Annotated in this window: 24 protein-coding genes and 1 pseudogene; 16 read left to right on the forward strand and 9 right to left on the reverse strand. The window is 56.7% G+C overall.

The genetic code is table 11. The features are described from left to right. The 3 genes from E4L98_RS18370 to E4L98_RS18380 all read left to right on the forward strand — a co-directional run. On the forward strand, positions 1 to 599 hold a 599-nt coding region (locus E4L98_RS18370), incomplete at its 5' end, for a type II secretion system F family protein (RefSeq protein ID WP_135203000.1). Between the two features lie 12 nt (positions 600 to 611). Next, entirely contained in the window at positions 612 to 1526 is a 915-nt protein-coding gene (locus E4L98_RS18375) for a type II secretion system F family protein (protein ID WP_135203001.1), read from the forward strand. A gap of 9 nt (positions 1527 to 1535) precedes the next feature. Further along, a complete protein-coding gene (locus E4L98_RS18380) occupies positions 1536 to 2168 on the forward strand; it encodes a LytR C-terminal domain-containing protein (protein ID WP_135203002.1) in 633 nt (210 codons plus the stop codon). A gap of 90 nt (positions 2169 to 2258) precedes the next feature. Here E4L98_RS18380 and E4L98_RS18385 read toward each other — a convergent pair whose 3' ends face one another. The 3 genes from E4L98_RS18385 to E4L98_RS18395 all read right to left on the reverse strand — a co-directional run bounded on the left by E4L98_RS18385 (position 2259) and on the right by E4L98_RS18395 (position 4266). Next, positions 2259 to 3026: a head GIN domain-containing protein gene (locus E4L98_RS18385; RefSeq protein WP_135203003.1), complete on the reverse strand. Its 768-nt coding sequence runs from the start codon at positions 3024 to 3026 to the stop codon at positions 2259 to 2261. 29 nt (positions 3027 to 3055) lie between these two features. Further along, positions 3056 to 3250 (reverse strand): hypothetical protein, encoded by a 195-nt coding sequence (locus tag E4L98_RS18390; RefSeq protein ID WP_135203004.1) that lies wholly within the window; start codon positions 3248 to 3250, stop codon positions 3056 to 3058. Positions 3251 to 3363: 113 nt separating this feature from the next. Beyond that, complete coding sequence (locus E4L98_RS18395) at positions 3364 to 4266, reverse strand: LysR family transcriptional regulator (RefSeq protein WP_135203005.1); 903 nt, start codon at positions 4264 to 4266, stop codon at positions 3364 to 3366. Between the two features lie 151 nt (positions 4267 to 4417). On the opposite strand from E4L98_RS18395, the gene E4L98_RS18400 reads away from it, so the two are divergent. Then, positions 4418 to 5395 carry an alpha/beta fold hydrolase gene (locus E4L98_RS18400; RefSeq protein ID WP_135203006.1) on the forward strand — a complete coding sequence of 326 codons (978 nt, stop codon included), beginning with the start codon at positions 4418 to 4420 and terminating at the stop codon, positions 5393 to 5395. 137 nt (positions 5396 to 5532) lie between these two features. Beyond that, entirely contained in the window at positions 5533 to 6528 is a 996-nt protein-coding gene (locus E4L98_RS18405) for an alpha/beta fold hydrolase (protein WP_135203007.1), read from the forward strand. On the opposite strand, the gene E4L98_RS18410 is transcribed toward E4L98_RS18405, so the two are convergent. Beyond that, positions 6525 to 7409 (reverse strand): dienelactone hydrolase family protein, encoded by an 885-nt coding sequence (locus tag E4L98_RS18410; RefSeq protein ID WP_135203008.1) that lies wholly within the window; start codon positions 7407 to 7409, stop codon positions 6525 to 6527. The two genes, E4L98_RS18405 and E4L98_RS18410, sit on opposite strands and share 4 nt — an antisense overlap. Before the next feature lie 64 nt (positions 7410 to 7473). Between E4L98_RS18410 and E4L98_RS30100 the strand changes: the two genes are divergently transcribed. The 5 genes and pseudogenes from E4L98_RS30100 (at position 7474) to E4L98_RS18430 (ending at position 11805) form a co-directional block, all read left to right on the forward strand. Then, positions 7474 to 8265, forward strand: coding sequence for a transporter substrate-binding domain-containing protein (locus E4L98_RS30100; protein WP_167761373.1), 792 nt, complete (start codon positions 7474 to 7476; stop codon positions 8263 to 8265). 317 nt (positions 8266 to 8582) lie between these two features. Further along, positions 8583 to 8780, forward strand: a pseudogene (locus tag E4L98_RS30105) (transposase domain-containing protein); the annotation flags it as partial. Positions 8781 to 9098: 318 nt separating this feature from the next. Continuing rightward, positions 9099 to 9284, forward strand: coding sequence for a hypothetical protein (locus tag E4L98_RS18420; RefSeq protein ID WP_135203010.1), 186 nt, complete (start codon positions 9099 to 9101; stop codon positions 9282 to 9284). A 354-nt stretch (positions 9285 to 9638) separates the two neighbouring features. After that, positions 9639 to 10940: an AAA family ATPase gene (locus tag E4L98_RS18425; RefSeq protein WP_167761375.1), complete on the forward strand. Its 1302-nt coding sequence runs from the start codon at positions 9639 to 9641 to the stop codon at positions 10938 to 10940. Then, positions 10930 to 11805, forward strand: coding sequence for a DUF4435 domain-containing protein (locus tag E4L98_RS18430; RefSeq protein WP_167761376.1), 876 nt, complete (start codon positions 10930 to 10932; stop codon positions 11803 to 11805). The genes E4L98_RS18425 and E4L98_RS18430 overlap by 11 nt, the downstream gene beginning before the upstream one ends. A 79-nt stretch (positions 11806 to 11884) precedes the next feature. On the opposite strand, the gene E4L98_RS18435 is transcribed toward E4L98_RS18430, so the two are convergent. From E4L98_RS18435 to E4L98_RS18445, 3 genes are read right to left on the reverse strand one after another with little or no spacing between them, the layout of a single operon-like run. Continuing rightward, entirely contained in the window at positions 11885 to 12526 is a 642-nt protein-coding gene (locus tag E4L98_RS18435; protein WP_135203013.1) for a DUF6753 family protein, read from the reverse strand. Beyond that, complete coding sequence (locus E4L98_RS18440) at positions 12519 to 13211, reverse strand: nucleotide-binding protein (protein WP_443093091.1); 693 nt, start codon at positions 13209 to 13211, stop codon at positions 12519 to 12521. Before E4L98_RS18440 ends, E4L98_RS18435 begins: the two co-directional genes overlap by 8 nt. A 1-nt stretch (position 13212) precedes the next feature. After that, complete coding sequence (locus E4L98_RS18445) at positions 13213 to 13563, reverse strand: protein mobC (protein ID WP_135203015.1); 351 nt, start codon at positions 13561 to 13563, stop codon at positions 13213 to 13215. A gap of 284 nt (positions 13564 to 13847) precedes the next feature. Here E4L98_RS18445 and E4L98_RS18450 point away from each other — a divergent pair, with 284 nt between their 5' ends. Both E4L98_RS18450 and traI read left to right on the forward strand, forming a co-directional pair. Beyond that, complete coding sequence (locus tag E4L98_RS18450; RefSeq protein WP_135203016.1) at positions 13848 to 14168, forward strand: plasmid mobilization protein; 321 nt, start codon at positions 13848 to 13850, stop codon at positions 14166 to 14168. Continuing rightward, positions 14149 to 16212: a TraI/MobA(P) family conjugative relaxase gene (gene traI, locus E4L98_RS18455; RefSeq protein WP_135203017.1), complete on the forward strand. Its 2064-nt coding sequence runs from the start codon at positions 14149 to 14151 to the stop codon at positions 16210 to 16212. The genes E4L98_RS18450 and traI overlap by 20 nt, the downstream gene beginning before the upstream one ends. A 236-nt stretch (positions 16213 to 16448) precedes the next feature. Here traI and E4L98_RS18460 read toward each other — a convergent pair whose 3' ends face one another. After that, positions 16449 to 16748 (reverse strand): hypothetical protein, encoded by a 300-nt coding sequence (locus tag E4L98_RS18460; RefSeq protein ID WP_135203018.1) that lies wholly within the window; start codon positions 16746 to 16748, stop codon positions 16449 to 16451. Next, positions 16729 to 18750, reverse strand: coding sequence for a PHP domain-containing protein (locus E4L98_RS18465; RefSeq protein WP_135203019.1), 2022 nt, complete (start codon positions 18748 to 18750; stop codon positions 16729 to 16731). Before E4L98_RS18465 ends, E4L98_RS18460 begins: the two co-directional genes overlap by 20 nt. Before the next feature lie 423 nt (positions 18751 to 19173). Here E4L98_RS18465 and E4L98_RS18470 point away from each other — a divergent pair, with 423 nt between their 5' ends. From E4L98_RS18470 to E4L98_RS18485, 4 genes are all read left to right on the forward strand, one after another. Then, positions 19174 to 19536: a helix-turn-helix transcriptional regulator gene (locus E4L98_RS18470; protein WP_135203020.1), complete on the forward strand. Its 363-nt coding sequence runs from the start codon at positions 19174 to 19176 to the stop codon at positions 19534 to 19536. 1 nt (position 19537) lies between these two features. Then, a complete protein-coding gene (locus E4L98_RS18475) occupies positions 19538 to 20881 on the forward strand; it encodes a type II toxin-antitoxin system HipA family toxin (RefSeq protein WP_135203021.1) in 1344 nt (447 codons plus the stop codon). A gap of 204 nt (positions 20882 to 21085) precedes the next feature. Beyond that, a complete protein-coding gene (locus E4L98_RS18480; RefSeq protein WP_135203022.1) occupies positions 21086 to 21349 on the forward strand; it encodes a hypothetical protein in 264 nt (87 codons plus the stop codon). 136 nt (positions 21350 to 21485) lie between these two features. Next, entirely contained in the window at positions 21486 to 22697 is a 1212-nt protein-coding gene (locus E4L98_RS18485; protein ID WP_135203023.1) for a DUF6932 family protein, read from the forward strand.

Consider the following 22697-nt stretch of genomic DNA (forward strand, 5'->3'; position numbering starts at 1 on the left):
TGCCGGCGCTGGCGGCCGCGCTGCCGTGGGTGGCGCTGGTGCGCGAGCGCGCCGCGCGCCTGCGCAAGCTGGAGGAGCAACTGCCCGAGACCGCCGACTTCCTCGGCCGCGCACTGCGCGCCGGCCATTCCTTCGCCAACGTGATGCAGATGGTGGGCGACGAGATGCCCGAGCCGATCGCCGGCGAATTCAAGTTCGCCTACGAAGAGGTCAACTACGGCGTGCCGATGAACGAGGCGCTGCACAACCTGGCGCTGCGCGTGCCGCTGACCGACCTGCGCTACCTGGTGATCGCGGTGCTGATACAGCGCGAGTCGGGCGGCAATCTGGCCGAGGTGTTCGGCAATATCAGCCGCCTGATCCGCGCGCGACTGAAGCTGCTGGCGCAGGTGCGGGTGATGTCGGCGGAAGGCCGCATGTCGGCTTGGGTGCTGGGACTGCTGCCGCTGGGCGTGATGGCCTTGCTGACGCTGTTGAACGCGCCCTACGTGCGGGTGTTGTGGACGGATCCCATCGGCGTGCACCTGCTGTGGTATGCGGGCGCCATCGCCATGGTCGGCGTGCTGTGGATGCGCAGGCTGATACGCATCCGCGTCTGAACGGAGATGGTCATGAATGGCGGGCAGATCGCGTTTCTGGCGGTGGTGTTCCTGGTGGCGGCGGGTATCGCCGTCGTGGTGGTGTGCCTGTTCGCGCCGGTGGCGGTGCGCGAACGGCTGAACGAGGTGGTCGATGCGGTGGACGCGCCGGCCGAGCCGCTGGCCGGCGGCTGGGTGGAGAAGGTGGCGCAGGCGGCCCAGCCGTTCTCGCGTCTGTCGCTGCCGGAGGAGGGATGGGAGCGCTCGCCGCTGCGCACACGCTTCATGAACGCCGGCTGGCGCAGCGCCTCGGCGCCGTCGCTGTACTTCGCGGCCAAGACGCTGCTGGCGCTGGGATTGCCGGCGCTGCTAACGCTGTCCGGTGCGTTTACGCTGACCGGCTTCATGTACCTGTTGCTGTTGTCGGCCGCGGGCGGCTATTACCTGCCCAACATGGTGCTGTCGCATAAGGCCACGGCGCGCTGCCGCGAAATCTTCGAAACCTTCCCCGATGCGCTGGACCTGCTGACCGTATGCGTGGAGGCGGGGCTGAGCCTGGAGCGCGCACTGGCCAAGGTGGCCGGCGAGATTCACATCAAGAGCGTGGCGCTGGCGCAGGAACTGCAGCTGGTGCTGATGGAGATGCGCGCCGGCTTCACCAAGGAACGCGCCTTGCGTAACCTGGCGCTGCGCAGCGGCGTGGAAGATGTCGACACGCTGGTGGCGATGCTGATCCAGTCGGAGCGCTTCGGCACCAGCATGGGCGAATCGCTGCGCGTGCACTCGGATAATCTGCGCAGCAAGCGCAGCGTGCTGGCGGAGGAGGCGGCGGCCAAGATCGCGCTCAAGCTGTTGTTCCCGCTGATCTTCTGCATCTTCCCGACGCTGATGCTGGTGCTGGTCGGTCCGGCCGGCATCCAGATCTACCGCATGATGGCCAGCCATTAGGAGGTGACGATGAACAAACCGCTGGCCGCATGCGCCGGCATGCTGCTGATGGCGTGCAGCGGCATGCCGGTGGAGCCGGACCTGATTACCCCGCTGGAGCAGGCGTGCCTGCGTGATCCGCTCAATCCGTCGCGATGGGAGCAGCTGGCGGCGGCGCTGGCGGTGGACGGCCAACGCGAGCGTGCCGCCACCATGTACCTGCAGGCCGCATCGCTGCGTACCCACGACATCCGGCAGGATTACGCAATCCTGAAACAGGCGCGCGACGACGCCGTGGCGGATATGCCGCGCACGCTGGTGCGCCAGGTCGGACCGGCGCTGGTGGAAGTGAGCCGCAGCGTCGCCGCGCAACCGGTGACTGCCGCCAACGCGTTACGGCTCGAAATCGCCAACGGCAACGGCGTGCGCGGCGCGGCCGCACGGCTGGCGCGGTCGCTGCAGGTCGACGGCGTGCGCACGGTGCGGCTGTCCAACCTGCGTCCCTTCGATGTGCCGCTCAGCCGCATCGAATATCAGCGTGACCGGAAGGATGCGGCGCAGACGCTGGCGCGCCGTCTCAACATGCCGCTGCATCCCTTGCGCAGCGGCGCGTATGCCGACATGCGCATCGTGCTGGGACATGATGTCCGCTACCTCAAATAAAAAAACCGTCCGAAAGGAGGGGGCTCCTTCGGGACGGTAAAAACACACCCATGTGTTTCCGGTGCCCGGCCCCGCAGGCCGGCGCATTCCTTACTGCCAGCTGACGCTGCCCATGCCGCGCGCGCTGGCGTTACGATTGGCCGGGTTGCCGTACACCTTGGCCGAACCCATGCCCGTTAATTTGAGATTGGCGCTGGTCTTCGCATACAGCGAGGCGCTGCCCAGGCCCGTCATGTTGACGTCGATGATGTCGGCGCGCAGCTGCTGCGCATCGAGGCTGCCGACGCCGCCCAGCGTGGCGTGCAACTGCCTGGTCTGGCCGCTCATTTCGATCTTGCCGGCGCCGCTCAGATGCAGGTCGACGTTGTCGCTGTTGCCGCCGTTGACGGTGACGCCGCCGACGCCGCCCAGGCGCACGTCGAAATTGCGGTACTGCGCATCGACCTTGGCCGAGCCCGCGCCGTCCAGCGACAGGCGCAGGTTGTCGCCTTTGAATCCGCTGACTTCACTCGCGCCCACGCCGCCGGAGGTCAGCTGGCGCAGATTGGGCAGCGTCAGTTCGGCGCGCAGTTCGCGGTTGTTGCCGAAGTTGATGCTGTTGAATTTCCTGGTGCCGATGTGCAGCGTCTCGCCATTCTGTTCGACGATCACTTTCTGCAGCATTTCCGGCTCGCCGTAAATGGTCAGCGCCGGCGCGGCGCCTTGCTTCACCTTCAGGCTGATCACGCCATCGAGTTCGATGTTGACGGTGCGCGCATCGACGCTGCGGCTCTCGCTGGTGATCTCCGCGGCCGGCGCTGCGTGTGCGCCGCTGCTCAATACCGCTGCCAGCATCATGGCCTTGATCGTGTTCTTCATCGTGCGCTCCATCGTCATCGGTCGGGTGATTACAGTGCGGCTTTTTCAGCGGCGGTCAGGCGCTTGGCGACCACCGTCACGGTGGGCAGCGGCTGTGCTTCCGCTTTCACTGCGACCACTGGCGCGGTGCGCGCCGCCGGCACGGCCGCGGTGGCGAAAGAGGTGGCGCTGGCGACCACGATGGCGGCGACGAAGATGGCTTCCATGTTTTTTGCGATGTTCATTTTGAGCTCCTTGTGGGTGGTTAGTTCGTTGCGTTGAGTGAACTATAGACAAGGCCCATACGTCCATCCACCGGGATGTGACGAACTGCAAAAAACGGGGGGCAGAATGCGTTTTAGCGGTGTAAAGCCGCGCCGCACAACAGGTGTTCGTTGGCGGCGTAGACCTGCGACAGCCAGGCGGAGACGGTTTTAAAGCGCGCGATGGTGCCGGCGTCGCGATGGCTGAGCAGCCAGATATCGCGCTGCACTTCGACCGTGGCGCCGATGCGCACCAGGCCTTCCTGCTGGCCCATGATGCAGGGCAGGAGCGCCATGCCGACGCCGGCGCGGCAGGCGCGCACCATGGTGCTCAGGCTGTTCACCTTCAGCACGCGGCGCGGCTGCGGCTCCATCGCCGCCAGCCACTGCATCTCGCCGGTGCCGGCCAGGCTGTCGTCGTAGGCGATCCACGGTTGCGTGCCCCAGCAGCCGCGCGGCACGTCGGCGTACCGCTGGTGGCCGTAGACGGCGAAGCCCATGTCGCCCAGCTTGCGCATCACCAGCGCGGCGTCCTCGCTGGGTTTGCCCAGGCGCAGGGCGAAGTCGGCTTCGCGGCGGGTGAAGGACAGATTCTGGTTTTCCGCCTGCAGCGTCAGTTGCAGTTGCGGGTGCTGGGCGTGCAGGGCGGGCACGTGGTCCAGCAGCCAGTAGTCGAACAGGAAATCGATGGACGTGATGTTGACCGCACCGGCCACCGCGCCCGCCTCCTGCGAAGATGCCTGCAGCATGCTTTGCACATTGCCGTAGACCGCCTCGCCATGTTCGACGAAGACCTGGCCGGCGTCGGTCAGCTGGTAGCCGGTGTTATCGCGGATGAACAGGCGCAGTTGCAGCGCCTTTTCGGCGGCGGCGATGCGGCGGCTGATGGTGGAGGCGTCCACACCCAGCTGGCGGCCGGTGGCGCTCATGCTGCCGCTGCGGGCCAGCGCCAGGATCAGGGGAATATCGTTCCAGTCGAATTCGGTGCTAGATGGCATGGGGGGTCTGCATTTGTGCAAAGTGACCTTGCAGTGTTGTCTGTTCCGCAAATCATGCGCCGGGCCTAAGATGCATTCCATCGCAGCTGCAGACAGCAACGACTGTAGCACACCACTGAATATCCATACATAGACTAAAAGGAAGAACATCATGAACAACGTCGATCTGAGCCGCCGCAATGCCCTGTTCAACAGCGTCGGCGCCGCTGCCGCCGCCGTCGCACTGCCGCTGGCCGCGCTGGGCGCTTCGGAAGCGCAGGCTGCGCCAGTCAACGCCAAGGGCGCGGTCGGCAAGACCGCCAGCACCATCACCACCCGCGACGGTGTCGAGATCTATTACAAGGACTGGGGCCCACGCAACGGCCAACCGATCATTTTGAGCCACGGCTGGCCGCTGAGTTCGGACAGCTGGGAGTCGGCCGCCTTCTTCCTGGCCAATAACGGCTTCCGTGTGATTACCCATGACCGCCGCGGCCATGGCCGTTCCAGCCACCCCTGGGAAGGCAACGACATGGACCACTACGCCGACGACCTGGCGCAGCTGATCGAAGCGCTGGACCTGAAAAACATCATCCTGGCCGGCTTCTCGACCGGCGGCGGTGAAGTGGCGCGCTATGTCGGCCGCTACGGCACCAAGCGCATTGCCAAACTGGGCCTGATCTCGGCCGTGCCGCCGCTGATGCTGAAAACCGACACCAACCCGGACGGCCTGCCGCTCGAGGTGTTTGACGGCATCCGCGCCGGCCAGGTCAAGGACCGCGGCCAGCTGTACCTGGACATCGCCTCCGGCCCGTTCTACAACTACAATCGTCCCGGCGCCAAGCCGTCGCAGGGTGTGATCCAGGCGTGGTATGCGCAGGGCATGCAGGGTGGCTTCAAGAACACCTATGATTCGATCAAGGCGTTCTCGGAAACCGACTTCCGCGAAGACCTGAAAAAGTTCGACAAGCCGACCCTGGTAATCCACGGCGACGACGACCAGGTCGTGCCGATCAAGGCCGCCGGCATCGCCTCGGCCAAGATTGTCAAAGGATCGAAACTGATCGTCTATCCGGGTGCGCCGCATGGCTTGACCGAAACGCACAAGGACAAGTTCCACGCCGACTTCCTGGCCTTCGCCAAAGCATAAGCAGAAATATTTTTAAAAATTGCTTGCTATTGAATAGCGAGCGATATATATTGAGTACATGGCCGCACGAAATACGGCCGAGCAAGATCAAAATACATAGTTTGCTACTAAATCGTTACCTATTAATGGAGTTTATCATGAGCAAAGATATCCAAGACCAAGCTATCAACGCCTCCCGCCGCAGCGCACTGTTCAGTGGCGCCGGCGCCGCAGCGGCCGCCGTGGCGGTTCCACTGGCCGCGCTGGCCGGCGGCAGCGCCGAAGCCGCGCCAGTGGCCGGCAAAGGTCCGGTAACGAAGACCGCCAGCACCATCACCACCCGCGATGGTGTCGAGATCTATTACAAGGACTGGGGCCCACGCAACGGCCAACCGATCATTTTGAGCCACGGCTGGCCGCTGAGTTCGGACAGCTGGGAGTCGGCCGCCTTCTTCCTGGCCAATAACGGCTTCCGTGTGATTACCCATGACCGCCGCGGCCATGGCCGTTCCAGCCAGCCTTGGGAAGGCAACGACATGGACCACTACGCCGACGACCTGGCGCAGCTGATCGAAGCGCTGGACCTGAAAAACATCATCCTGGCCGGCTTCTCGACCGGCGGCGGTGAAGTGGCGCGCTATGTCGGCCGCTACGGCACCAAGCGCATTGCCAAGCTGGGCCTGATCTCGGCCGTGCCGCCGCTGATGCTGAAAACCGCCGACAATCCGGACGGCCTGCCGCTCGAGGTGTTTGACGGCATCCGCGCCGGCCAGGTCAAGGACCGCGGCCAGCTGTACCTGGACATCGCCTCCGGCCCGTTCTACAACTACAATCGTCCCGGCGCCAAGCCGTCGCAGGGTGTGATCCAGGCGTGGTATGCGCAGGGCATGCAGGGTGGCTTCAAGAACACCTATGATTCGATCAAGGCGTTCTCGGAAACCGACTTCCGCGACGACCTGAAAAAGTTCGACAAGCCGACCCTGGTGATCCACGGCGACGACGACCAGGTCGTGCCGATCAAGGCCGCCGGCATCGCCTCGGCCAAGATCGTCAAAGGATCGAAACTGATCGTCTATCCGGGTGCGCCGCATGGCTTGACCGAAACCCACAAGGACAAGTTCCACGCCGACTTCCTGGCTTTCGCCAAAGCCTAACCGAGGCGGGTACGGAAAAAATCGATGGTGCGCTGCCAGGCCAGCTTGGCAGCCGCAGCATCGTAGCGCGGCGTGGTATCGTTGTTGAAGCCGTGCTCGACGCCGGGGTAGACGTGGTATTCGTACTTCACCCCGGCTTCTTTCAGCGCCTTTTCGTAGGCTGGCCAACCGGCGCGGATACGCTCATCGTTGCCGGCATCCTGGATCAGCAGCTGTGCCTTGATGCGCGCCACCTCTTCCGCCTTGGGCTGGGCGCCGTAGAACGGCACGGCCGCCAGCAGATCCGGCAGCTGCGTTGCCAGATAGTTGGCGATGCCGCCGCCATAGCAGAATCCCACCACCCCCAGCTTGCCATTGCCTTCCGGCTGCTGCTTCAGCCATTGCGCGGCGGCGATGAAATCGGCGCGGGTCTTGGTCTGATCGAGTTTGCCGAACAGCGCGCGGGCCTGGTCTTCATCGCCGGGATAACCGCCCAGCGGATACAGTGCGTCCGGCGCGAAGGCGATGAAGCCGTCCAGCGCGAGGCGGCGCGCGATGTCTTCGATATGCGGATTCAGGCCGCGGTTCTCGTGCACCACCAGCACCAGCGGCAACTTGCCCCTGGCCTCGGCTGGCGACACCATGTACCCGCGCACCTTGCCATAGCCTTGCGGCGAAGGCAGTTCGACATGGCGGGCGTGCAGACGTTTGTCCTCCGGCGCCACCAGCGGCGCGGCAAAGGTCGGACTCAGCGCGCTGAGCAGGCCGGCCGCCGTGGCGCCGCCCACCGCGTAGCGCGTGGCCGACGTCAGGAATTCGCGCCGGCTGATGCCGCCGTGGACATATTGGTCGAACAACCTCAGGACTTCCGGATCAAAATCGGCAGCGGTCTTGCGGGTCATGGCGGGACTCCGTGGCGAATAAAGACTTGTCAAGTTTAGCCGATGAAACGCTATACTCGGAGGCATGAAGTATTGGAGCGGGCCATTATTATTCATCTGCGCGGCGGCTGCGCATGCGGCCACGTCCTGCACGCCCGTGCGCATCGGCTACTCCGACCGCGAGCGGGTGCCGTACTACATGGGCAACGGCGGCGAAGCGCCGGAAAAGCCGGGCGTGCTGGTGGAACTGTTCCGCGACGCTTTCCGCTCGGTGGGTTGCCAGGTAGTGCTGGTGCGCCTGCCGGTGGCGCGCGTGCGCCTGGCGCTGAGCAGCGGCGCGGTCGACGTCGCTCCGGCCGACACCCCGGCCGATGAACGCGCCGGCTATGTGATCGCCACGCTGGCCGGCGGCCAGGCCGACCTGCGCCGCGCGCTAAAAACCACGTCATATGTGTTCGTCCGCAGCGACGACAAGCTGCCGCCCGAAACCGACCCCGCCGAATACTTCAGGACCCACACGCTGGCGGCCAACCAAGGCACGCTGCTGGCGTCGCAGCTGAAGTCGATGGGGCTGCAAGTGGACGACGGCAGCTTCAGCTCATGGAACAACCTGGACAAGGTGCGCCTGAAGCGCGCGGATGGCTTCACGCTGGCGCTGCTGACGCCATCGGCGCTCGATCCGTATGTGACCGAGCGCTACGGCAAACTGCTGACGCGGATGGAGAAACCGGTGCGCACTTCCTACATGTGGCTGGGTGCGAACAGCGACTATTACCGCCGCAACCGCGTACAGGTCGAGGCGGTTTGGAACTGGCTGGGGACCCATGGCATGCAGGAGGTGGATGCGCTCACGCGCCGGTACGCGCCCGGGCCTTAATTCGAGGCACCGAGGTCAAACAAAAAGCCCAGCCAAAGGGCTGGGCTTTTGCGCTTGGTGCCGACTGCCGGAATCAAGAACGCAAAGAATGCAAGGGCTTAGACCCGGAATTGGCAAATTTTTGCCAGTGGCAGACTGGCTCATCCAGGTGCATTCCCCGGTTTAACCGGACTCTTACCTGGCGCCCCCATCCTGCGCGTTCAGCGAAAGATGCGGTAGGGCCGCTCACTCAGGCGGTCGTATTGATGATGTTGCCGACCGTGCCGGCAGTAATTTTCGGCGGTTCGACAGCGGCGACCTTGCTGCGGAGATATTGGGGGCGATTGAATTACCTGTTCGCCGGTTCGGCGCGTGGCTGCCACGCGGCGGCGACGACGTACTCGTTGATTGGCACGGCCAAGCTGAACGGAATCAATTCCTACCTGTGGCTCAAGGACGTGCTGGCCCGGCTACCATCGCATCCGATCAACCAGGTCGCCGAGTTGCTGCCGCTGGCGACCTACCAATGGGCGTGACGCGTTAGAATTGCGGGATGGACTCCGTCTCCTTGACACCCTGCGTAGCGCCCCCAGCCTGGATTTGTATGAATTGAGCCTGGCCATCAACCAAGTGCTCGCCGACCTGCGTCGCATTCTCAACGTGCGTCGCCATCTCACTTGGGCGCCCAGGTGATGTACTTCAACCATCGGCGTAGCACCCTCGCACCGGGCCGCGTGCTGCGGCTTCAAGCGACCAGCGTCACCGTTCAGGACACTACCGCGCACACGCGACGGAAGCTGCCCTACGCCGCCATCGTCGCTGATCCGGGCTAGCGCACGGAGCCGGTGCCTGCCATGCCGCCATGCCTCGCCGACGTGGCCACGTTCAAACTCGGCGACACGGTCAGCTTCACCGACAAGCATCTGCGCGAACGCATCGGCACCGTCACACGCATCAACGTGAAGTCATGTTCCCTGCTGTGTGATGGTGAGCAATGGCGTGTCTCACCTAAGTTGCTGCGCAAGATCATCGATTTGTAGGTAATACGCCGGGGACGGGTTTCGCTGACGCTTACAATTGAAATTGATCCGGCACAAAAAAGTGATTGTTCAGCAGAAGTAAAGTGAACAGTAATTCCCAGTCCCGATTATCTTGGACCGTCTGAACTACAGCAGATCACTTTTTTAGAGCTATGTGTTCCAGCGGGTAACCGTCTAGGACACACATGTCCAAAACATGCTCCTCTAGAGTAAGTGAGAATGTGCGTATTTTTCGGCATAGCAACATGCTATGCTGCCATGTTGGCTCTTTGCCTACGGCTCACCCAACTTGATGGTGCGTCGATCTGTCGGGCGAGGTTGCTGGCATCTGCCATACCTTCTCAAAGGACTATTTTGAAAATTGCTAAATTTTCGGCCACGAAAGTACATGGTCATTACAATTTCGACTTCCGATTTTTTCCAGATATTAATTTTCTAGTGGGCATCAACGGCAGTGGCAAGACAACTGCTTTAAGGTTGATTCAGGCCATTCTTACCCTAGACTTTTCGACATTGCAAACGATTAAGTTTTCAAGATTAGTTTTGGTAGTGGAGCGCGATAACCGCAACCATGAGATTCAGATTCATAATGAGGGTAAAGGACTCGTTGTTATCTTTGATGGAACTCCAGCGGACCAGCATGTGCCATTCTTAGGGGATGAGGAACGAATTTTGTACATGAAAAATGATCGACTGGACGATCATTATGAGCAACTTCGGTTGCAATTCTTGAAATCATTGGGCGATAGCAATCGTCGCCTGATTAGTGGCGAACACCCTTTGTTTCTTGGTTTGGAGCGTCGTACCAATCGCTATGACGAGGAATTGAATTTTCCTGATGACCACCGAAGGGTGACACTAAGACATGGATCATATGTCCGGCGTGAAACTTTTGAAGGATTGGAAAATTGTGCACGTCTAATCGAACAATCATATAAAAATTATCGAAGATTAAGTGATCTATCTTTTGATAAACTGATTCGAGTCCTAATCGAATCATCGTTCGATTATGTGCAGTTTGATTCAAAAACTCTTTCCACGCCAGCAGAAACTTACACAGATCTGCAATCCCTTTTAGCTAGGCGAGAAGAGCTTGAGCAGTTTGCTTATAATTTTGGTGATTCCAGGTTGTTTAAACCTACCGTTGATTCATTTTTTAAGAAAATTGCGGAGTTATTGGAAAGTGAAGATAAGAACGAGCTTAGCTTAGAGCTGTTACTGAACAGAGCACAAATTCTCCGCTTTCAGAAAATATTTGGTGAGCTAGATAGTCAAAAGAAAGCGTCAGAACGAGCATATCTTCCTATTAAGTCATTCGAGGCAGCTCTAAATAGGTTTTTTGAGTCTTCAAGAAAATCGGCCGAGATTGATAGCATTGGCAAGTTAAAAATAATGCATAACGGAGAAAATGTACCTGTCCAGTCGCTCTCATCCGGTGAGAAACAATTAATTATTTTATTGGCTCACGCTTCGCTCTCGAAAAACAAGGGCGGTGTGGTAATTGTAGATGAGCCAGAGCTTTCGTTACATCTGAGATGGCAGGAGATGTTGGTTGACGAGCTGGTCGGTGGAAATAAGAACAATCAATATATTTTTGCCACCCATTCGCCTGAAATCGTGGGTTATCGTAAGGAGAATTGCGTCCGTGTCGGCTGAATTATTTTCTAGAGGCGATGCTGCGAGAGCAGCACTTTCTGTATTTTACGAAACATTTAATGATTTAGATGTTTATATCGAGGATACTGCTGAGGGCTACGATAAGATTTTTGCTCGGCTGTTAAGCCGTGCATTGGATGGAAAGATTGCAATTGATAGAGTATTTCCACTTGGCGAACGAGGAATAGTTATTGACGCCGCTCGAGCAAATGTTGGACAAACTTCTACGCGGGTTTCAGTTTATATAGTAGATGGAGACCTATACTTGCTTGCGGGTGAGAAAGTGGCACTACCCAATAATTTGATTGTTTTACCTCGATATTGTATTGAAAATTTCTTGTTTGATAAAGAGTCGCTCTTACAGATTTTAGATGAAGCGGACGCTATTAACGATATTGGCACGCTTGAGCAAGCCCTCGATTATGAGGGCTGGATAGGAGCACTATCAGTTGCACTACGTCCATTATTCTGCATTTTTGCTGTTTCGCATTCACTTTCGAGTGGAATTAAAACAGTGAAGAATGGTAGTCGAAGCGTTTGCAAGGATGCATTCGGGAATATTGACCAAGCTAAAGTAGCCGGCTTGTTCAATCAAATTCACACTGAGCTTAGCGCGCTTCATGGTGTTGTCGTTGTTGAATCATTGCTGAAGAAGGTTGAAAATCGAGTAATGGCAAGTGAGTGCTTTGCTACAAAATATGTTTCTGGGAAAGATTTTGTTTTGCCACTCTTATTTTTGCGATTGCGCTCAATTTCTAAATCAAAGGCCAGCCACATTAATTTTAAAATTCGATTGGCGAATAAGTGTAATACAGATTCCTTTAGCCATGTGGCTTCGAAAATAAAATTTGCGATGGCTGCCTAAAGGGCACCTCGAAAAACCCCAGTAGCTCTGGCGTGATGCGAGCCGAAACTACTATGATAAATGTCGTCAAATTTATCGGCTAATGAATTTTCCAGCCGTAGATTTGCTGATCCGATGTCGGATGAACGTAGCAGATTCCTTGTGCGATTTTCCAGCCCGGTTGATTGCACTTGATAAGGCTGTCAATCGTGCCATATTGCGCTAAGCGATAAGCTGCCTTGCCTTGCGGTGTATTCGCCCAAGCAGCGGCGGCCTTTTCGTCTTTGGCGTCCCCATAGGCCTGGCCATACCCTTTGTCATAGCCGGCCTCGTAAGCATCGCGCTGAATGTAAAAGCTCAAGGCGCCGATCGCCATGCAACAGGCCAGCAGACACGTAGCAATCCAGCTGGCCGTTTGTTTCGCTGTTGTCAGGCGCGCGACATCTCGCGCCGCCGCTGATACGGCCTTGGCCAGGTCGGCTTTGGTGGATTGGCTGGTCGCGGCCAGGACGGCGTCGGCGGATTGCTGAAATTGCTGCAATGTGGTGGCTGCCGCTTGCTGAATGGGCTCCGGGAAATGCGCATACATGGAGTGGTGGTACTGCAGGGCCATCAGAACGAGCCACAGCGCATCGTTGTTCTTCAATCCCAGGGCATCGCGCACCTGGTACAGCTGCTGGCGTTCAGCGTCGGTTGGCTGTCTGCCCAGCAGTTTCGTGAAGCTCTCGTCGAGGTCATTCATGCCGCAGTTGGTCCAGCAGAGATTTCACAGCGGCGCGCCAACGGTGTAGCTCCGCGCGATTACCCAGCGGCAGATCCTTTGCTGCCAATGCGATGCTCAAGCGCTTACTGTAAATGTCATCGCTTACACGGTCGGCCAGGTCGGGGAAGGTCAGTGAGAGACCGCCGCGCTCTTCCACCAGAGTGCGACGCTTGGAACTGTTGTAGAGCTCAAATTTGCGTTCCTCCCCGAAGTAGCCATTGCGCATGACATGGACGATGGCGTCGGGGATGGCGTCCATGTATTCCTTGAGTAGTTCCAGGCTGTCGCGCTGGCGGTTGATGACCCATAGCGTCACCAGTTTTCGTTTGAGTTCGGACAAGGTGCCGTTCAAGGTCGTGCCATAGGCGCTCACCCCTTTGTTGTTGCGGGCAGCGGTGTTGATGACGACGATGCACTCCGGATTGTTGTCGCACAGGTTGATCAGCTCTATCCAGTCGTCCGCTTTATCCAGATCCAGCAGATCGGTGCGCACGATGTCCTTGTAGGCCTTCCAGACGTCGGGATTGCTGGTATCCGCGTCGACGAGCAAGACCTCTTCATCACGCTGCATGAGGTAGTCCACTGTCGCCATGGAGACCAGTGATTTCCCAACTCCGCCCTTGCTACCGCCGATCAGGTAAATATTCTTTGCCATGGTGCTCATCCTAGATGTCGTCGGTATCGGGGGAGACGGGGAACGATGCGGTACGCGCTGCCCCTTTGTCTTTGGTTGCTACCGCTGCAGGGCGGGACGGTGGTGCTGGCGTCTTCTGGCGTGCTGTCCTGTTGCGTAGCAGGTAGCTCTTTAAAGTTGGCGTGGCAATGTCCAATCCTTCACCGCGCAAAGCCTCAGCGATTTGCTGCAAGGTGTAGCCGCGCTTTTGCAAAGCGGTGATTTCCTTGGTGAGCAAGGCGATGGCCTCTTGCTTGCTGAAGTGCTGGTTGCGTTTTTCCACAGCCGGCAAACCTTTTAGTTTGGCTGCGATCGCATCGATTTGCTCGCTGGTGTATTTCATCGTCCGACTCCGTGCTCACTGTTTGATACGTTAGCACCACAAGCGCAATGGACTTTGTGGCAGATCAGTTTGCGGCTTCCACAAATCCGTAGACTTGGCTGGTGAGGAAAAGAGATACAGGATGGCCCTTGTCACACGCATGCTTCGCCTGCTATGCCAAGGGACGCCTCGCCATTCGGCGCTACGCTTCTCACGGCAAGGCTCATCCTGCAAGGGGCGGGCCCCTTGACCCCAGACGCGCTGCGCGCACACCCCAAAACTTCATCGTCATATCCGGAGGCAGTATGCCTTTCGAAAAGCGTGGAGAAGAACCTTTGGACGCCGTGATCAATGTTCGACTGACGACGGCAGAAAAGACGCGCCTTCTTGAAGATGCCGACATGGCTGCATTGAGTATGTCCGAACTAGTAAGACGTCGCTACTTTAGCCGTCCCGTTTTGGCGAGCGCCGACCAGGCAATGATCCGAGAGTTACGGCGCCTGGGTGGACTGCTCAAGCACCTACACAACGACACTGGCGGAGTGCTTCATCGCGATGCCGCAGAGGTATTGGCGGCACTGAAAGCCTATATTGAGAGGCTCAGTCATGATCGTCAAAAAAATTAAGAACCCCAAGAAGTCTGCTTCCAAAGGTGCCCGCGTTGGTCGGCTGATGGACTATATCTGCGCACAGGAGACGGAGAGGGCGGGTGAAAAATGTTTATATGCCGGGGCGCGCGGTTTCCTATCTGACGACCACGAGGCACAGAGGGCCGAGATGCTGGCGTTGTCGCAGGAAGCGGTGCGCAGCGCCGACACCATCAATCACTATGTCCTGAGTTGGCAAGAGGGCGAGCAACCGAGCCCGCACCAGGTCGAAGAGGCCATCGACATTTTTCTCAAGGAGCTAGGCCTAGAAGGACACCAGGCGATGTATGGCCTCCATGTGGACACCGACAATGTGCACCTGCATATCGCCGTCAATCGTGTCGATCCTGATGCGCTGAAAGTCATTAAACCGAATCGTGGCTTCGACATCGAGGCGGCGCATAGGGCTGTGGCGCGCATCGAGGAAAAGCAAGGCTGGCAACGGGAGCAGCATGGGCGATACCGCGTCAACGAGAACGGCGAAGTAGAGCGCGATACGCGCGGGCGATGCGACTCACGACAGCCGGAGCAGGCCAAGCGGGATATGGAGCAACGCACCGGTGAAAAGTCGGCCGAGCGGATCGCGATCGAGATTGGCGCGCCAATCATCAAGGCGGCCGGCAACTGGCTGGATTTGCACAAGGCGCTGGCCAAGGAGGGCATGCGCTATGAGCGCACCGGTAGCGGTGCCGTGCTGTTCGTGAACGACGTCGGCGTGAAAGCCAGTCGCGCCGATCGCGACGCCAGTCTGGGCAAACTAGAAAAGCGCCTGGGAGCGTTTGAGCTATCGTTGACGCGGAAGGTGGTGGAGCGTGCACCGGAAGCGGTTCAGCATGTTGCACCCGGTTGGGAGGAGTACATCGGCGGACGGCATGCGCATACCGTCGAAAAGGAAGCGGCCTTGAAGGCGCTAAAAGAGCGCCAGGAGGCCGAGCGCAAGGCGCTGAGGGCAAGGCATCAACGCGAACGTTTGGAGGTGCTGCAGGGGCGCTGGCAGGGGCGCGGCGAGCTACGGCGTGCGCTGGAGAGTATATTGGCGGCGCGGCGGGCCGTGGAGCAAGCCGAGTTGCGAGACCGTCAGCGCGAGGAGAGGGCATTGCTGCGCGAGCGGTATCGACCGTATCCCGATCTGGAGCAGTGGTTGCGGCAGCAGGAACATCCTGAGCTGGCCGAGCAATGGCGTTACCGCGCCACCGAAGTGCAGCATATCCGGGGTGAGGGTGCGGAGCCAGTTAGGCCGCGTGACCTCCGCGACTATGTGCCGCAGATCCTTGGCGAGGAGGTACGCTACGCGCGGCGCGACATGGCGCACGCAGGCGTTGAACCGGCCTTTGTCGACAAAGGCAGCGAGATCGATATCCATGCCTGGCGCGAACGCGCCAGTGTGCTGGCTGCGCTGCAGCTGGCGGAGCAGAAGTGGGAAACCTTCGAGGTGACGGGGCGCGCGCAGTTCAAGTCTCTGTGCGTTGAACTCGCGGTTGAACATGGGTTCAAGCTGGACAATCCGGAATTACAGGAGCAGATGGCGCAGGAGCGGCAGCGGCAGCTGGAGGCGAGGGCCATGTCGCGTGGTCAGGCTGCGGCTCCGCGTTCTCCTGCACGCAATGAGACCAGGGAGGCGCCTGCGATGTCGCTACCAAGAGATGACGCTAAGCTCCCCGTGGACTATGAGAGTGGCGCCAAAGCTTATGCGAGCCACTACCGGGACGTTCTGCAGCGTCAAGGTGGACGCCTCACCGACTTGTCGCGGGTGGATGCCATGATCGCTGTGCGCATGCGAGCCACCGGCCATTCGAAGCAGGAGGTCGAGGCTGTGTTGCGCTATTGTGCGCCGCTGATACGGCAAAAAGATGAAGGAAGGGACTGGGATAACTACGCGCATCGGACAGCTGAACATGCCTTTGGCGCAGCCGGCGAACGCCAGGCGAACGAACTGAAAAGGTATTGGTCGCAATGGAGGCAGGTGGAGGGGCGGCACGAAGTCGAGCGCCAGCGGGAGCAGGGCCGAGGCATGTCCCGTTAGGTGTAGTAGCTCAGACTTAATCTGACACCAACTGTCAGATAAGTTAGAGTTCTACGTGACAGTTACCAGGCAAGAGCTGACTGTGGGTTACGACGAGAGCAATCGATGCGACCAGAAATTCGAAGGCTAGTTGTATTGCGTTCTTCCTCTATCTCGTGTGGCCCGCGAAGGCGGCTTGGCAATGGCATGAGATCCACTAGATGCGTTAAGGAGCCTACGATCATTTGCTCTGGCAACTATGCAGCCGCTTGGGAATATTTATCGTATTCCTTTTGGAAGAGCTTTTCAGATTCGTCTTTGTACTCCTGCCTCCGGCTGGCCAGGTTTTGCAATTTTTCCGCGATGTTCTTGTAGACAATGCGTTGCGCCTGATTTTGTAAAGCATCCTCATCAAATGCATCGAGTTCGACGTCACTAGCCAACGTGGCGTTGATGATTGCCAGCAGGTGTTCCTTGTTGATCTTGTCTATCTCCAGGAAGTTTCCATCCTCCATACGGAAGAACCCGTTACCGCCTTCAATTTTTAATAGCTTCATATCGTTTCCTTCGTGCGTCGTAGGCCTCTTTACCTGCTTCTAGTGAGTTCATTACCACAGCATGACTTTCCATCGACTTCCCGTCGGTCGAGACCAGAGTCTTGTCAGAAGGTCTTCCTGAGTACAATCGATAGTAGGGTACGCCGTTCTCGAATTCCTTTCTTGCGTAAAGGATGTAATCAGCGCCGACCGATGCTCCTACAGTGTTGTTATGAGTGACGACCACCACCGGCATGGTCTCGGAGATTGCTTTGAGAATGGCGTTCACATCGCTTTTCAAAAACAGATTGTCAAACGAGGACTCTGGCTCGTCGATCAGTAGGATGTCATAGTTCTGAGCATCGCTAATATGCTGAAGCAATCGGAATTCGGAGCGTTCACCGCCTGAGACTTCGAAACCGTCGCGGTTCAAGATTCGATAGTTAATTTTGACAAACAGCCTGTAGATCTCTGAGCGCGCCAGTGTCTCAATTTTAAGGAGTTCGCGCAGATAGATGTAAGGCGCATCATATTTTTTGAAGGCGTCGCTGAAGGCCAATTTGGTGCCGCTTGCAGTCTTGACGTCCGCCGTATTTGCAAAAGGCAGTCGCTTTGCCTCGACTCTGAACCCTTGGATGCCCTGATCAGAAATCGTCGCTTCCTGTTTGAGCAGGGACACTAAATTTTCGAACCTCGCTACTTTTGCTCGATCCAGGCAATACTCGAACAGGTCAATCTCATCGACCGTAGTTGCCGATGTTCGGAGCCGTAGTTCCGATTTGACGTCCTTAATGATCTCGTTAGCGATCTTCCTTTTCCGCAGCTCATACGAGCGTTCTCGTAAGATCAATATGAGTTCACAGGCAAGGTCCTTGAGCGCTTGAATCTGTACATGCCTTTGGATAACGGTGCGAAATTCGATGTTCTCGATAATGTTCCGCACAGACTCGATTAGTTCATTTAGCGCCTTTGGGTCGGGCAAGATGAACTCGGTCTCGCTGAACAGCGCAGTCTTGGAGTAGGCATCTTGGCGATCAGCGTCGGCAGCTGACTTAAGCAAGGACTGTACATAACCATCAAGCCTTAACTCGTTGGCATGCAGATCGATGTTGATGACTCCATCGATGACCGTTTTCAGGCCGGATAGGTAAGCTTCGACAAAGATGCTACGACTATTTTGAACCTCGCTGTTGAACTCTCGCTCGTCAGCGGCATCTTGCTGCACTAGCTGAAATTGAGCGATGTACTTTGGATTGTCGACTGTTTCACGAATCTTATTAAGGGTGTATGTCTTGCCTGAGGATCGCTCGCCAAGAAGGATGTTGAGGCCGCTAGAAATCATTTGCCCGTCGTCGAAGATGGGAAGCAAACTGTTGCCATCTTCCGCGCTGAGCGCCACTTTGCTTTTGTCCTGCAGGCAGGACTTGATCGAATCAAAACTGACTTCACCGCAATCGATGTAGGTCTGCCGGCCAGTGAATTTATTCAGTTTTTGCTGAATGCGGAGGTCGCTAAACAGCACTGGTGTAGGTTTCTGAATGTCCTTGATCGCGTAGATGAATTTTTTACTACTAGCGACTTCACCAGCGGCCATGAAGGGCTTCAATTTCTCTAAAACGGTGCCTGTAATTTCTGGATTCTTATCCGCGTGGGGGATCAGCAGATAGTTGTCCAGATCTCCATAGATGGCATGCAACTCTTCAAAGCTGATGGAGTCCGTTTTCTTTTGGATTCTCGCGGTGACCTGATTGCACTTGGTTTGAAACCCATCTAAATCGCTGCCATTGCTTATCAAGAGAAGATGGCCTGCCGCCAAATTTATTTCGATCCCAGGAAACACCGGTATTGAAAGTGCATTCCTGATATTACGAAATTGCTCGGCATCGAACATGTCGTGATTGGTGACGGCGACGGCATCGAGTTTTGCTGTCGAAACGTATTCTTGAAATGAGGCTAGATTGAATTCAAACGGAACATCACTCTGTGTCGAGATAGTGTGTATGTGCAGATCGATTTTCTTCAAAAAAGCCCCCCGGAGCTAAGCCACGTCAAAGTCTTCGCGGCAGGATTGAAAACCTTGTAGGAAACATCCTACACGACGACCTTTGCTTGCTTTCTCACACATTGTCACGACCGGCCGGCCGGTAACGGTATCGGAGGCGAGCATGCCGACAAGCCAGTATTCATGTGCGAGTATCAGGTTAAGCTCATCCGTTTCTCGTAGCCTTAGGATGGCCGCTTTTGGGGCGGATTCAGCGGGTCATCAGACGCCATGTGTCAGGTGAACTCTGAGCCTTTACACGTTATGGCATGGGACCCGCCTAGGACAGCCTTTGGGCTGTAATTTAGATATACAGCTTAAGAGTTGTAGATATAAAATACAGTTTTAAAATTGTATTTTTAATTTACAGCTACTATACTGTAAGGCTAGATGAAAGGGCCATCCATGGACTATCCGATCCGCACGTTGCTGCAGGTTCGCCCGCTACTCGTCGGCTTCCGAAAGCGCGCAGGTTTGTCGCAGGCCGAGGTGGCGGGGTTGCTCGGGGTGACGCAGCAGACTTACGCGAAGATTGAGGCGAACCCTACCGCGACCAGCGTGGAACGGTTGTTCACGATCCTGCGACTGCTGGGCAGTGAAATCGTATTAGTACAAAGTGGTGAGTCAAACGACGCCATGGCGGCAGATATGGTGCCGGACCCAAGGCAAGCGGCAGGGATACCTCTGCCCGCGCTCAAGTCAAAGAGGGTCAACGTGGCTGCGCCTTCCAAAGTGACACCGCCGTCCAAGAAGACGGAGCGCTGGTAGCATGGGCAGGCGAGCGCACGCACAGCGATTGAATATCTGGCTCAACGGCTCCCCGGTTGGTTACTGGGATGCCTCGGCCGGCGGGAATACTCTGACCTATTTTGACGAGTGGGTTGACGATGAGCAGGGCCGTCCGCTCTCGCTTTCCTTGCCTTTCCAGCCTGGCAATGCACCGTATCGCGGCCAGGTGGTGCAGAACTATTTTGATAATCTGCTGCCCGACAGCGATGTCATACGCCGCCGGATCGCGCAGCATTTCAGGACAGCGGGCACGGAGCCGTATCAGCTGCTGGCCGCTGTCGGCCGCGATTGCGTCGGCGCGATCCAGCTGCTGCCGGCAGACGAATCGCCCACGGATCTTTTCTCGATCAGCGGTGAGCCTTTGGATGACCACGGCGTAGCGACGCTGTTGCGGCACACTTTGTCGGATCGGCCGTTAGGGCAAGGGGACGAGGTGGATGACCTCAGGTTGTCGATTGCCGGCGCGCAGGAGAAGAGCGCGCTGCTGTGGCATGAAGGCCAGTGGCAGCGGCCGCTCGGCAGCACGCCGACGACGCACATTCTCAAGCTACCGCTTGGCTTGGTCGGCGCAATGCAGGCGGATATGCGTACCTCCGTCGAGAATGAATGGCTGTGTTCGCGCATCATGCAGGCATTCGGATTACCGGTCGCACGCTGCGAGATTGCGCATTTCGAGGATATGAAGGTGCTGGTGGTCGAGCGTTTCGACCGCCGGCTGGCGGCAGACAGTAGCTGGATCGTGCGCCTGCCGCAAGAAGATTTTTGCCAGGCCACTGGCACCTCTCCGCTGCACAAGTATCAAGCGGATGGCGGACCAGGAATCAGTAAGATCATGGAAATTCTGCTCGGTTCAGAACAGGCGGAACAGGATCGTTTGAACTTCTTCAAGACCCAGCTGGTGTTCTGGCTGCTGGCGGCCACCGATGGGCATGCGAAGAACTTCAGCATTTTCCACTTGCCCGGAAGCCGCTACCAGGCGACGCCGCTATACGATGTGCTCTCCGCACATCCGATTATCGGGACGGGCGCGAACAATGTGGCGCCGCAGAAGGCGAAGCTGGCAATGGCTGTGCGGGGATCGCAGAACTACTACCACCTTCAGCAGATTCAGCGTCGCCATTGGCTGAATCACGCCAAGCAGGTTGGCCTGGGGGCCGCTGCAGCGGAAGTGGCGATTGCCGACGTGCTCAGTGCTGTTGATGGTGTCGTGGACTCAATCGCTGCGGAGATTCCCATCGGTTTCCCGGCAGATCTGGTTGAGTCGATCCTGCAAGGCTTGGTGCGGCAGAGGGATCGCATGGCTGGTATGGGCATGACGCCGTAACTTCGACACAAAATCAATAAGAATTGACATAAAGTTAATCATGATTGCCTCAACGGTACAAAATCGTGTGACGGTGCTTCAGATCGATGACGAGGACTCGGGCCATCAATCGCACCGAAGCGAGGATGCCTGACCAGAGAGTTGGGATCCCCTTGTCGACGTTCATCGATACGCAACCGTAGGGCTGTGCGAAGGAGTGCAAAAATGACTATTGAGGAAGTTCTTGAAAAATTGCTGGAGCATTTATCGAAACCCGCTGTATCCATGCCTGTGGCAATCGATTTATGGGATACCAGGCATATTGCCGCTTACCTGAAGCGTTCTGTCGATACGGTTCGAGACGATATCATCACGCTGCCGTCATTTCCGCGTCCTGTCCGACTCCCAGTGCGCGGTGTGGCCCGCGCGCAAGCGCTCTATAAGGCACGTGAAGTGATTGCATGGGCGGAGCGGCATACTGCACGGTAATCATTGATTAGCTCAGTAGCCGGAAGGAGAACCCAGCTTGATTGGCGCCGTGAATACAACTAACTTGCTACTGTCATAGTCGTGATATGCTTTAACAAAATATTATCGACTGCCGAAAATTAATTTCAACGGAAATATGAATAATCACGTGATAAATTTTGACGACTTTGGTTACATAAAAGATGAAGTTCATCAGCTAACCTTGGAATCTTTTATTGAAATTTTTTGCAGCGCAGAAGATCCACAATCAGTTCGCGTTCCCTATGGCGACGCAATGCGTCAGGTATATGAATGGGCTGATAAAGCAGGCGTCGCATCAATTATAGTTGGTGGGTCATTCATCACCAATAAGCATGATCCTGAAGATATTGACATATTAGTGATTTTTCGCAATCGCAGCGATATTGTCAAAGTTCCACGAGAGATCGGTGGAAGTCAGACGATAGTGGATTTTCAGTGCTTGTCTGAGGATGATTTGGAGCTTGTAAACGCATATCTCCAGTTACTTGGCTCAGATAGAAGAGGTGTAGGACGTGGATTAATTCAATTGAAACTACATTCAAGTATGCTGACTCACATAAAAAGCGCATCAAAGTCGGCTCTATTTGATCTTGCGAAGGTTTCATACGGCTATCGCACTCGGGTAAAAAAGTCACCACCCAAAAAACTGGTCATCCCTATCCATGGTGTTCGTTCGGATGCCTCTTGGATGGCAAAATTTACTTTTTTAGCTTCGAATGCTGGTTGGGTCGTCGCACCGTTTATGTATGGATTTGAAAGTGGTGTGATTATAACGGATGAAAAAAGAAAAGCCCAAGTGGTAAATGATTTCAGACTTTGGCTCGATGATGTACGCAAGAATTATGATGGAACTATTTCTATAGTTGCACATTCCTTTGGGACATACATTGTAGGGCGTTATCTAGAAGACGCTGGATTCTTGTCTGATGGCTTTTGCGGAATTGTGCTTGCAGGGTCTATTTTGAATAGCGAGTACCCATGGCACGAGGTTTTGGAATTCGGTGACGTGAGTATGGTTCTGAACACCAAATCTGATAATGACCAGTGGGTCAGTAAGCTGCCTGATGGATGGTTATCGGTTTTGACAGATGATCCGTTAATGGGCCGCGCAGCTGTCGATGGTTTTCATAACAAACATGACCGTCTCTTAGAGAGCAAGAGCAATCTTCTTGATCACAACAATATGTTCTACGCGGATGTAATGGCAGGACTCTGGCTTCCTTTCCTCGAGCTTGCAGATAGGCAAAGAAGGCAGGCTGAAAATGCGACAGAACTGTGGCCGGATCCAAATGGCGAGATAGGGCGACAAGTCGCTGGAAAAATCTAG

Source organism: Duganella callida, assembly GCF_004614165.1.
In the GTDB taxonomy this organism is placed as follows: domain Bacteria; phylum Pseudomonadota; class Gammaproteobacteria; order Burkholderiales; family Burkholderiaceae_D; genus Rugamonas; species Rugamonas callida.

Excerpts from the sequence above, each read along its gene's own strand:
- E4L98_RS18375 (WP_135203001.1), top strand. The coding sequence starts at position 612 with ATGAATGGCGGGCAGATCGCGTTTCTGGCGGTGGTGTTCCTGGTGGCG.
- E4L98_RS18380 (WP_135203002.1), top strand. The coding sequence starts at position 1,536 with ATGAACAAACCGCTGGCCGCATGCGCCGGCATGCTGCTGATGGCGTGC.
- E4L98_RS18385 (WP_135203003.1), bottom strand. The coding sequence starts at position 3,026 with ATGAAGAACACGATCAAGGCCATGATGCTGGCAGCGGTATTGAGCAGC.
- E4L98_RS18390 (WP_135203004.1), bottom strand. The coding sequence starts at position 3,250 with ATGAACATCGCAAAAAACATGGAAGCCATCTTCGTCGCCGCCATCGTG.
- E4L98_RS18395 (WP_135203005.1), bottom strand. The coding sequence starts at position 4,266 with ATGCCATCTAGCACCGAATTCGACTGGAACGATATTCCCCTGATCCTG.
- E4L98_RS18400 (WP_135203006.1), top strand. The coding sequence starts at position 4,418 with ATGAACAACGTCGATCTGAGCCGCCGCAATGCCCTGTTCAACAGCGTC.
- E4L98_RS18405 (WP_135203007.1), top strand. The coding sequence starts at position 5,533 with ATGAGCAAAGATATCCAAGACCAAGCTATCAACGCCTCCCGCCGCAGC.
- E4L98_RS18410 (WP_135203008.1), bottom strand. The coding sequence starts at position 7,409 with ATGACCCGCAAGACCGCTGCCGATTTTGATCCGGAAGTCCTGAGGTTG.
- E4L98_RS30100 (WP_167761373.1), top strand. The coding sequence starts at position 7,474 with ATGAAGTATTGGAGCGGGCCATTATTATTCATCTGCGCGGCGGCTGCG.
- E4L98_RS18420 (WP_135203010.1), top strand. The coding sequence starts at position 9,099 with ATGCCGCCATGCCTCGCCGACGTGGCCACGTTCAAACTCGGCGACACG.
- E4L98_RS18435 (WP_135203013.1), bottom strand. The coding sequence starts at position 12,526 with ATGAATGACCTCGACGAGAGCTTCACGAAACTGCTGGGCAGACAGCCA.
- E4L98_RS18440 (WP_443093091.1), bottom strand. The coding sequence starts at position 13,211 with ATGAGCACCATGGCAAAGAATATTTACCTGATCGGCGGTAGCAAGGGC.
- E4L98_RS18445 (WP_135203015.1), bottom strand. The coding sequence starts at position 13,563 with ATGAAATACACCAGCGAGCAAATCGATGCGATCGCAGCCAAACTAAAA.
- E4L98_RS18450 (WP_135203016.1), top strand. The coding sequence starts at position 13,848 with ATGCCTTTCGAAAAGCGTGGAGAAGAACCTTTGGACGCCGTGATCAAT.
- traI (WP_135203017.1), top strand. The coding sequence starts at position 14,149 with ATGATCGTCAAAAAAATTAAGAACCCCAAGAAGTCTGCTTCCAAAGGT.
- E4L98_RS18460 (WP_135203018.1), bottom strand. The coding sequence starts at position 16,748 with ATGAAGCTATTAAAAATTGAAGGCGGTAACGGGTTCTTCCGTATGGAG.
- E4L98_RS18470 (WP_135203020.1), top strand. The coding sequence starts at position 19,174 with ATGGACTATCCGATCCGCACGTTGCTGCAGGTTCGCCCGCTACTCGTC.
- E4L98_RS18475 (WP_135203021.1), top strand. The coding sequence starts at position 19,538 with ATGGGCAGGCGAGCGCACGCACAGCGATTGAATATCTGGCTCAACGGC.
- E4L98_RS18480 (WP_135203022.1), top strand. The coding sequence starts at position 21,086 with ATGACTATTGAGGAAGTTCTTGAAAAATTGCTGGAGCATTTATCGAAA.
- E4L98_RS18485 (WP_135203023.1), top strand. The coding sequence starts at position 21,486 with ATGAATAATCACGTGATAAATTTTGACGACTTTGGTTACATAAAAGAT.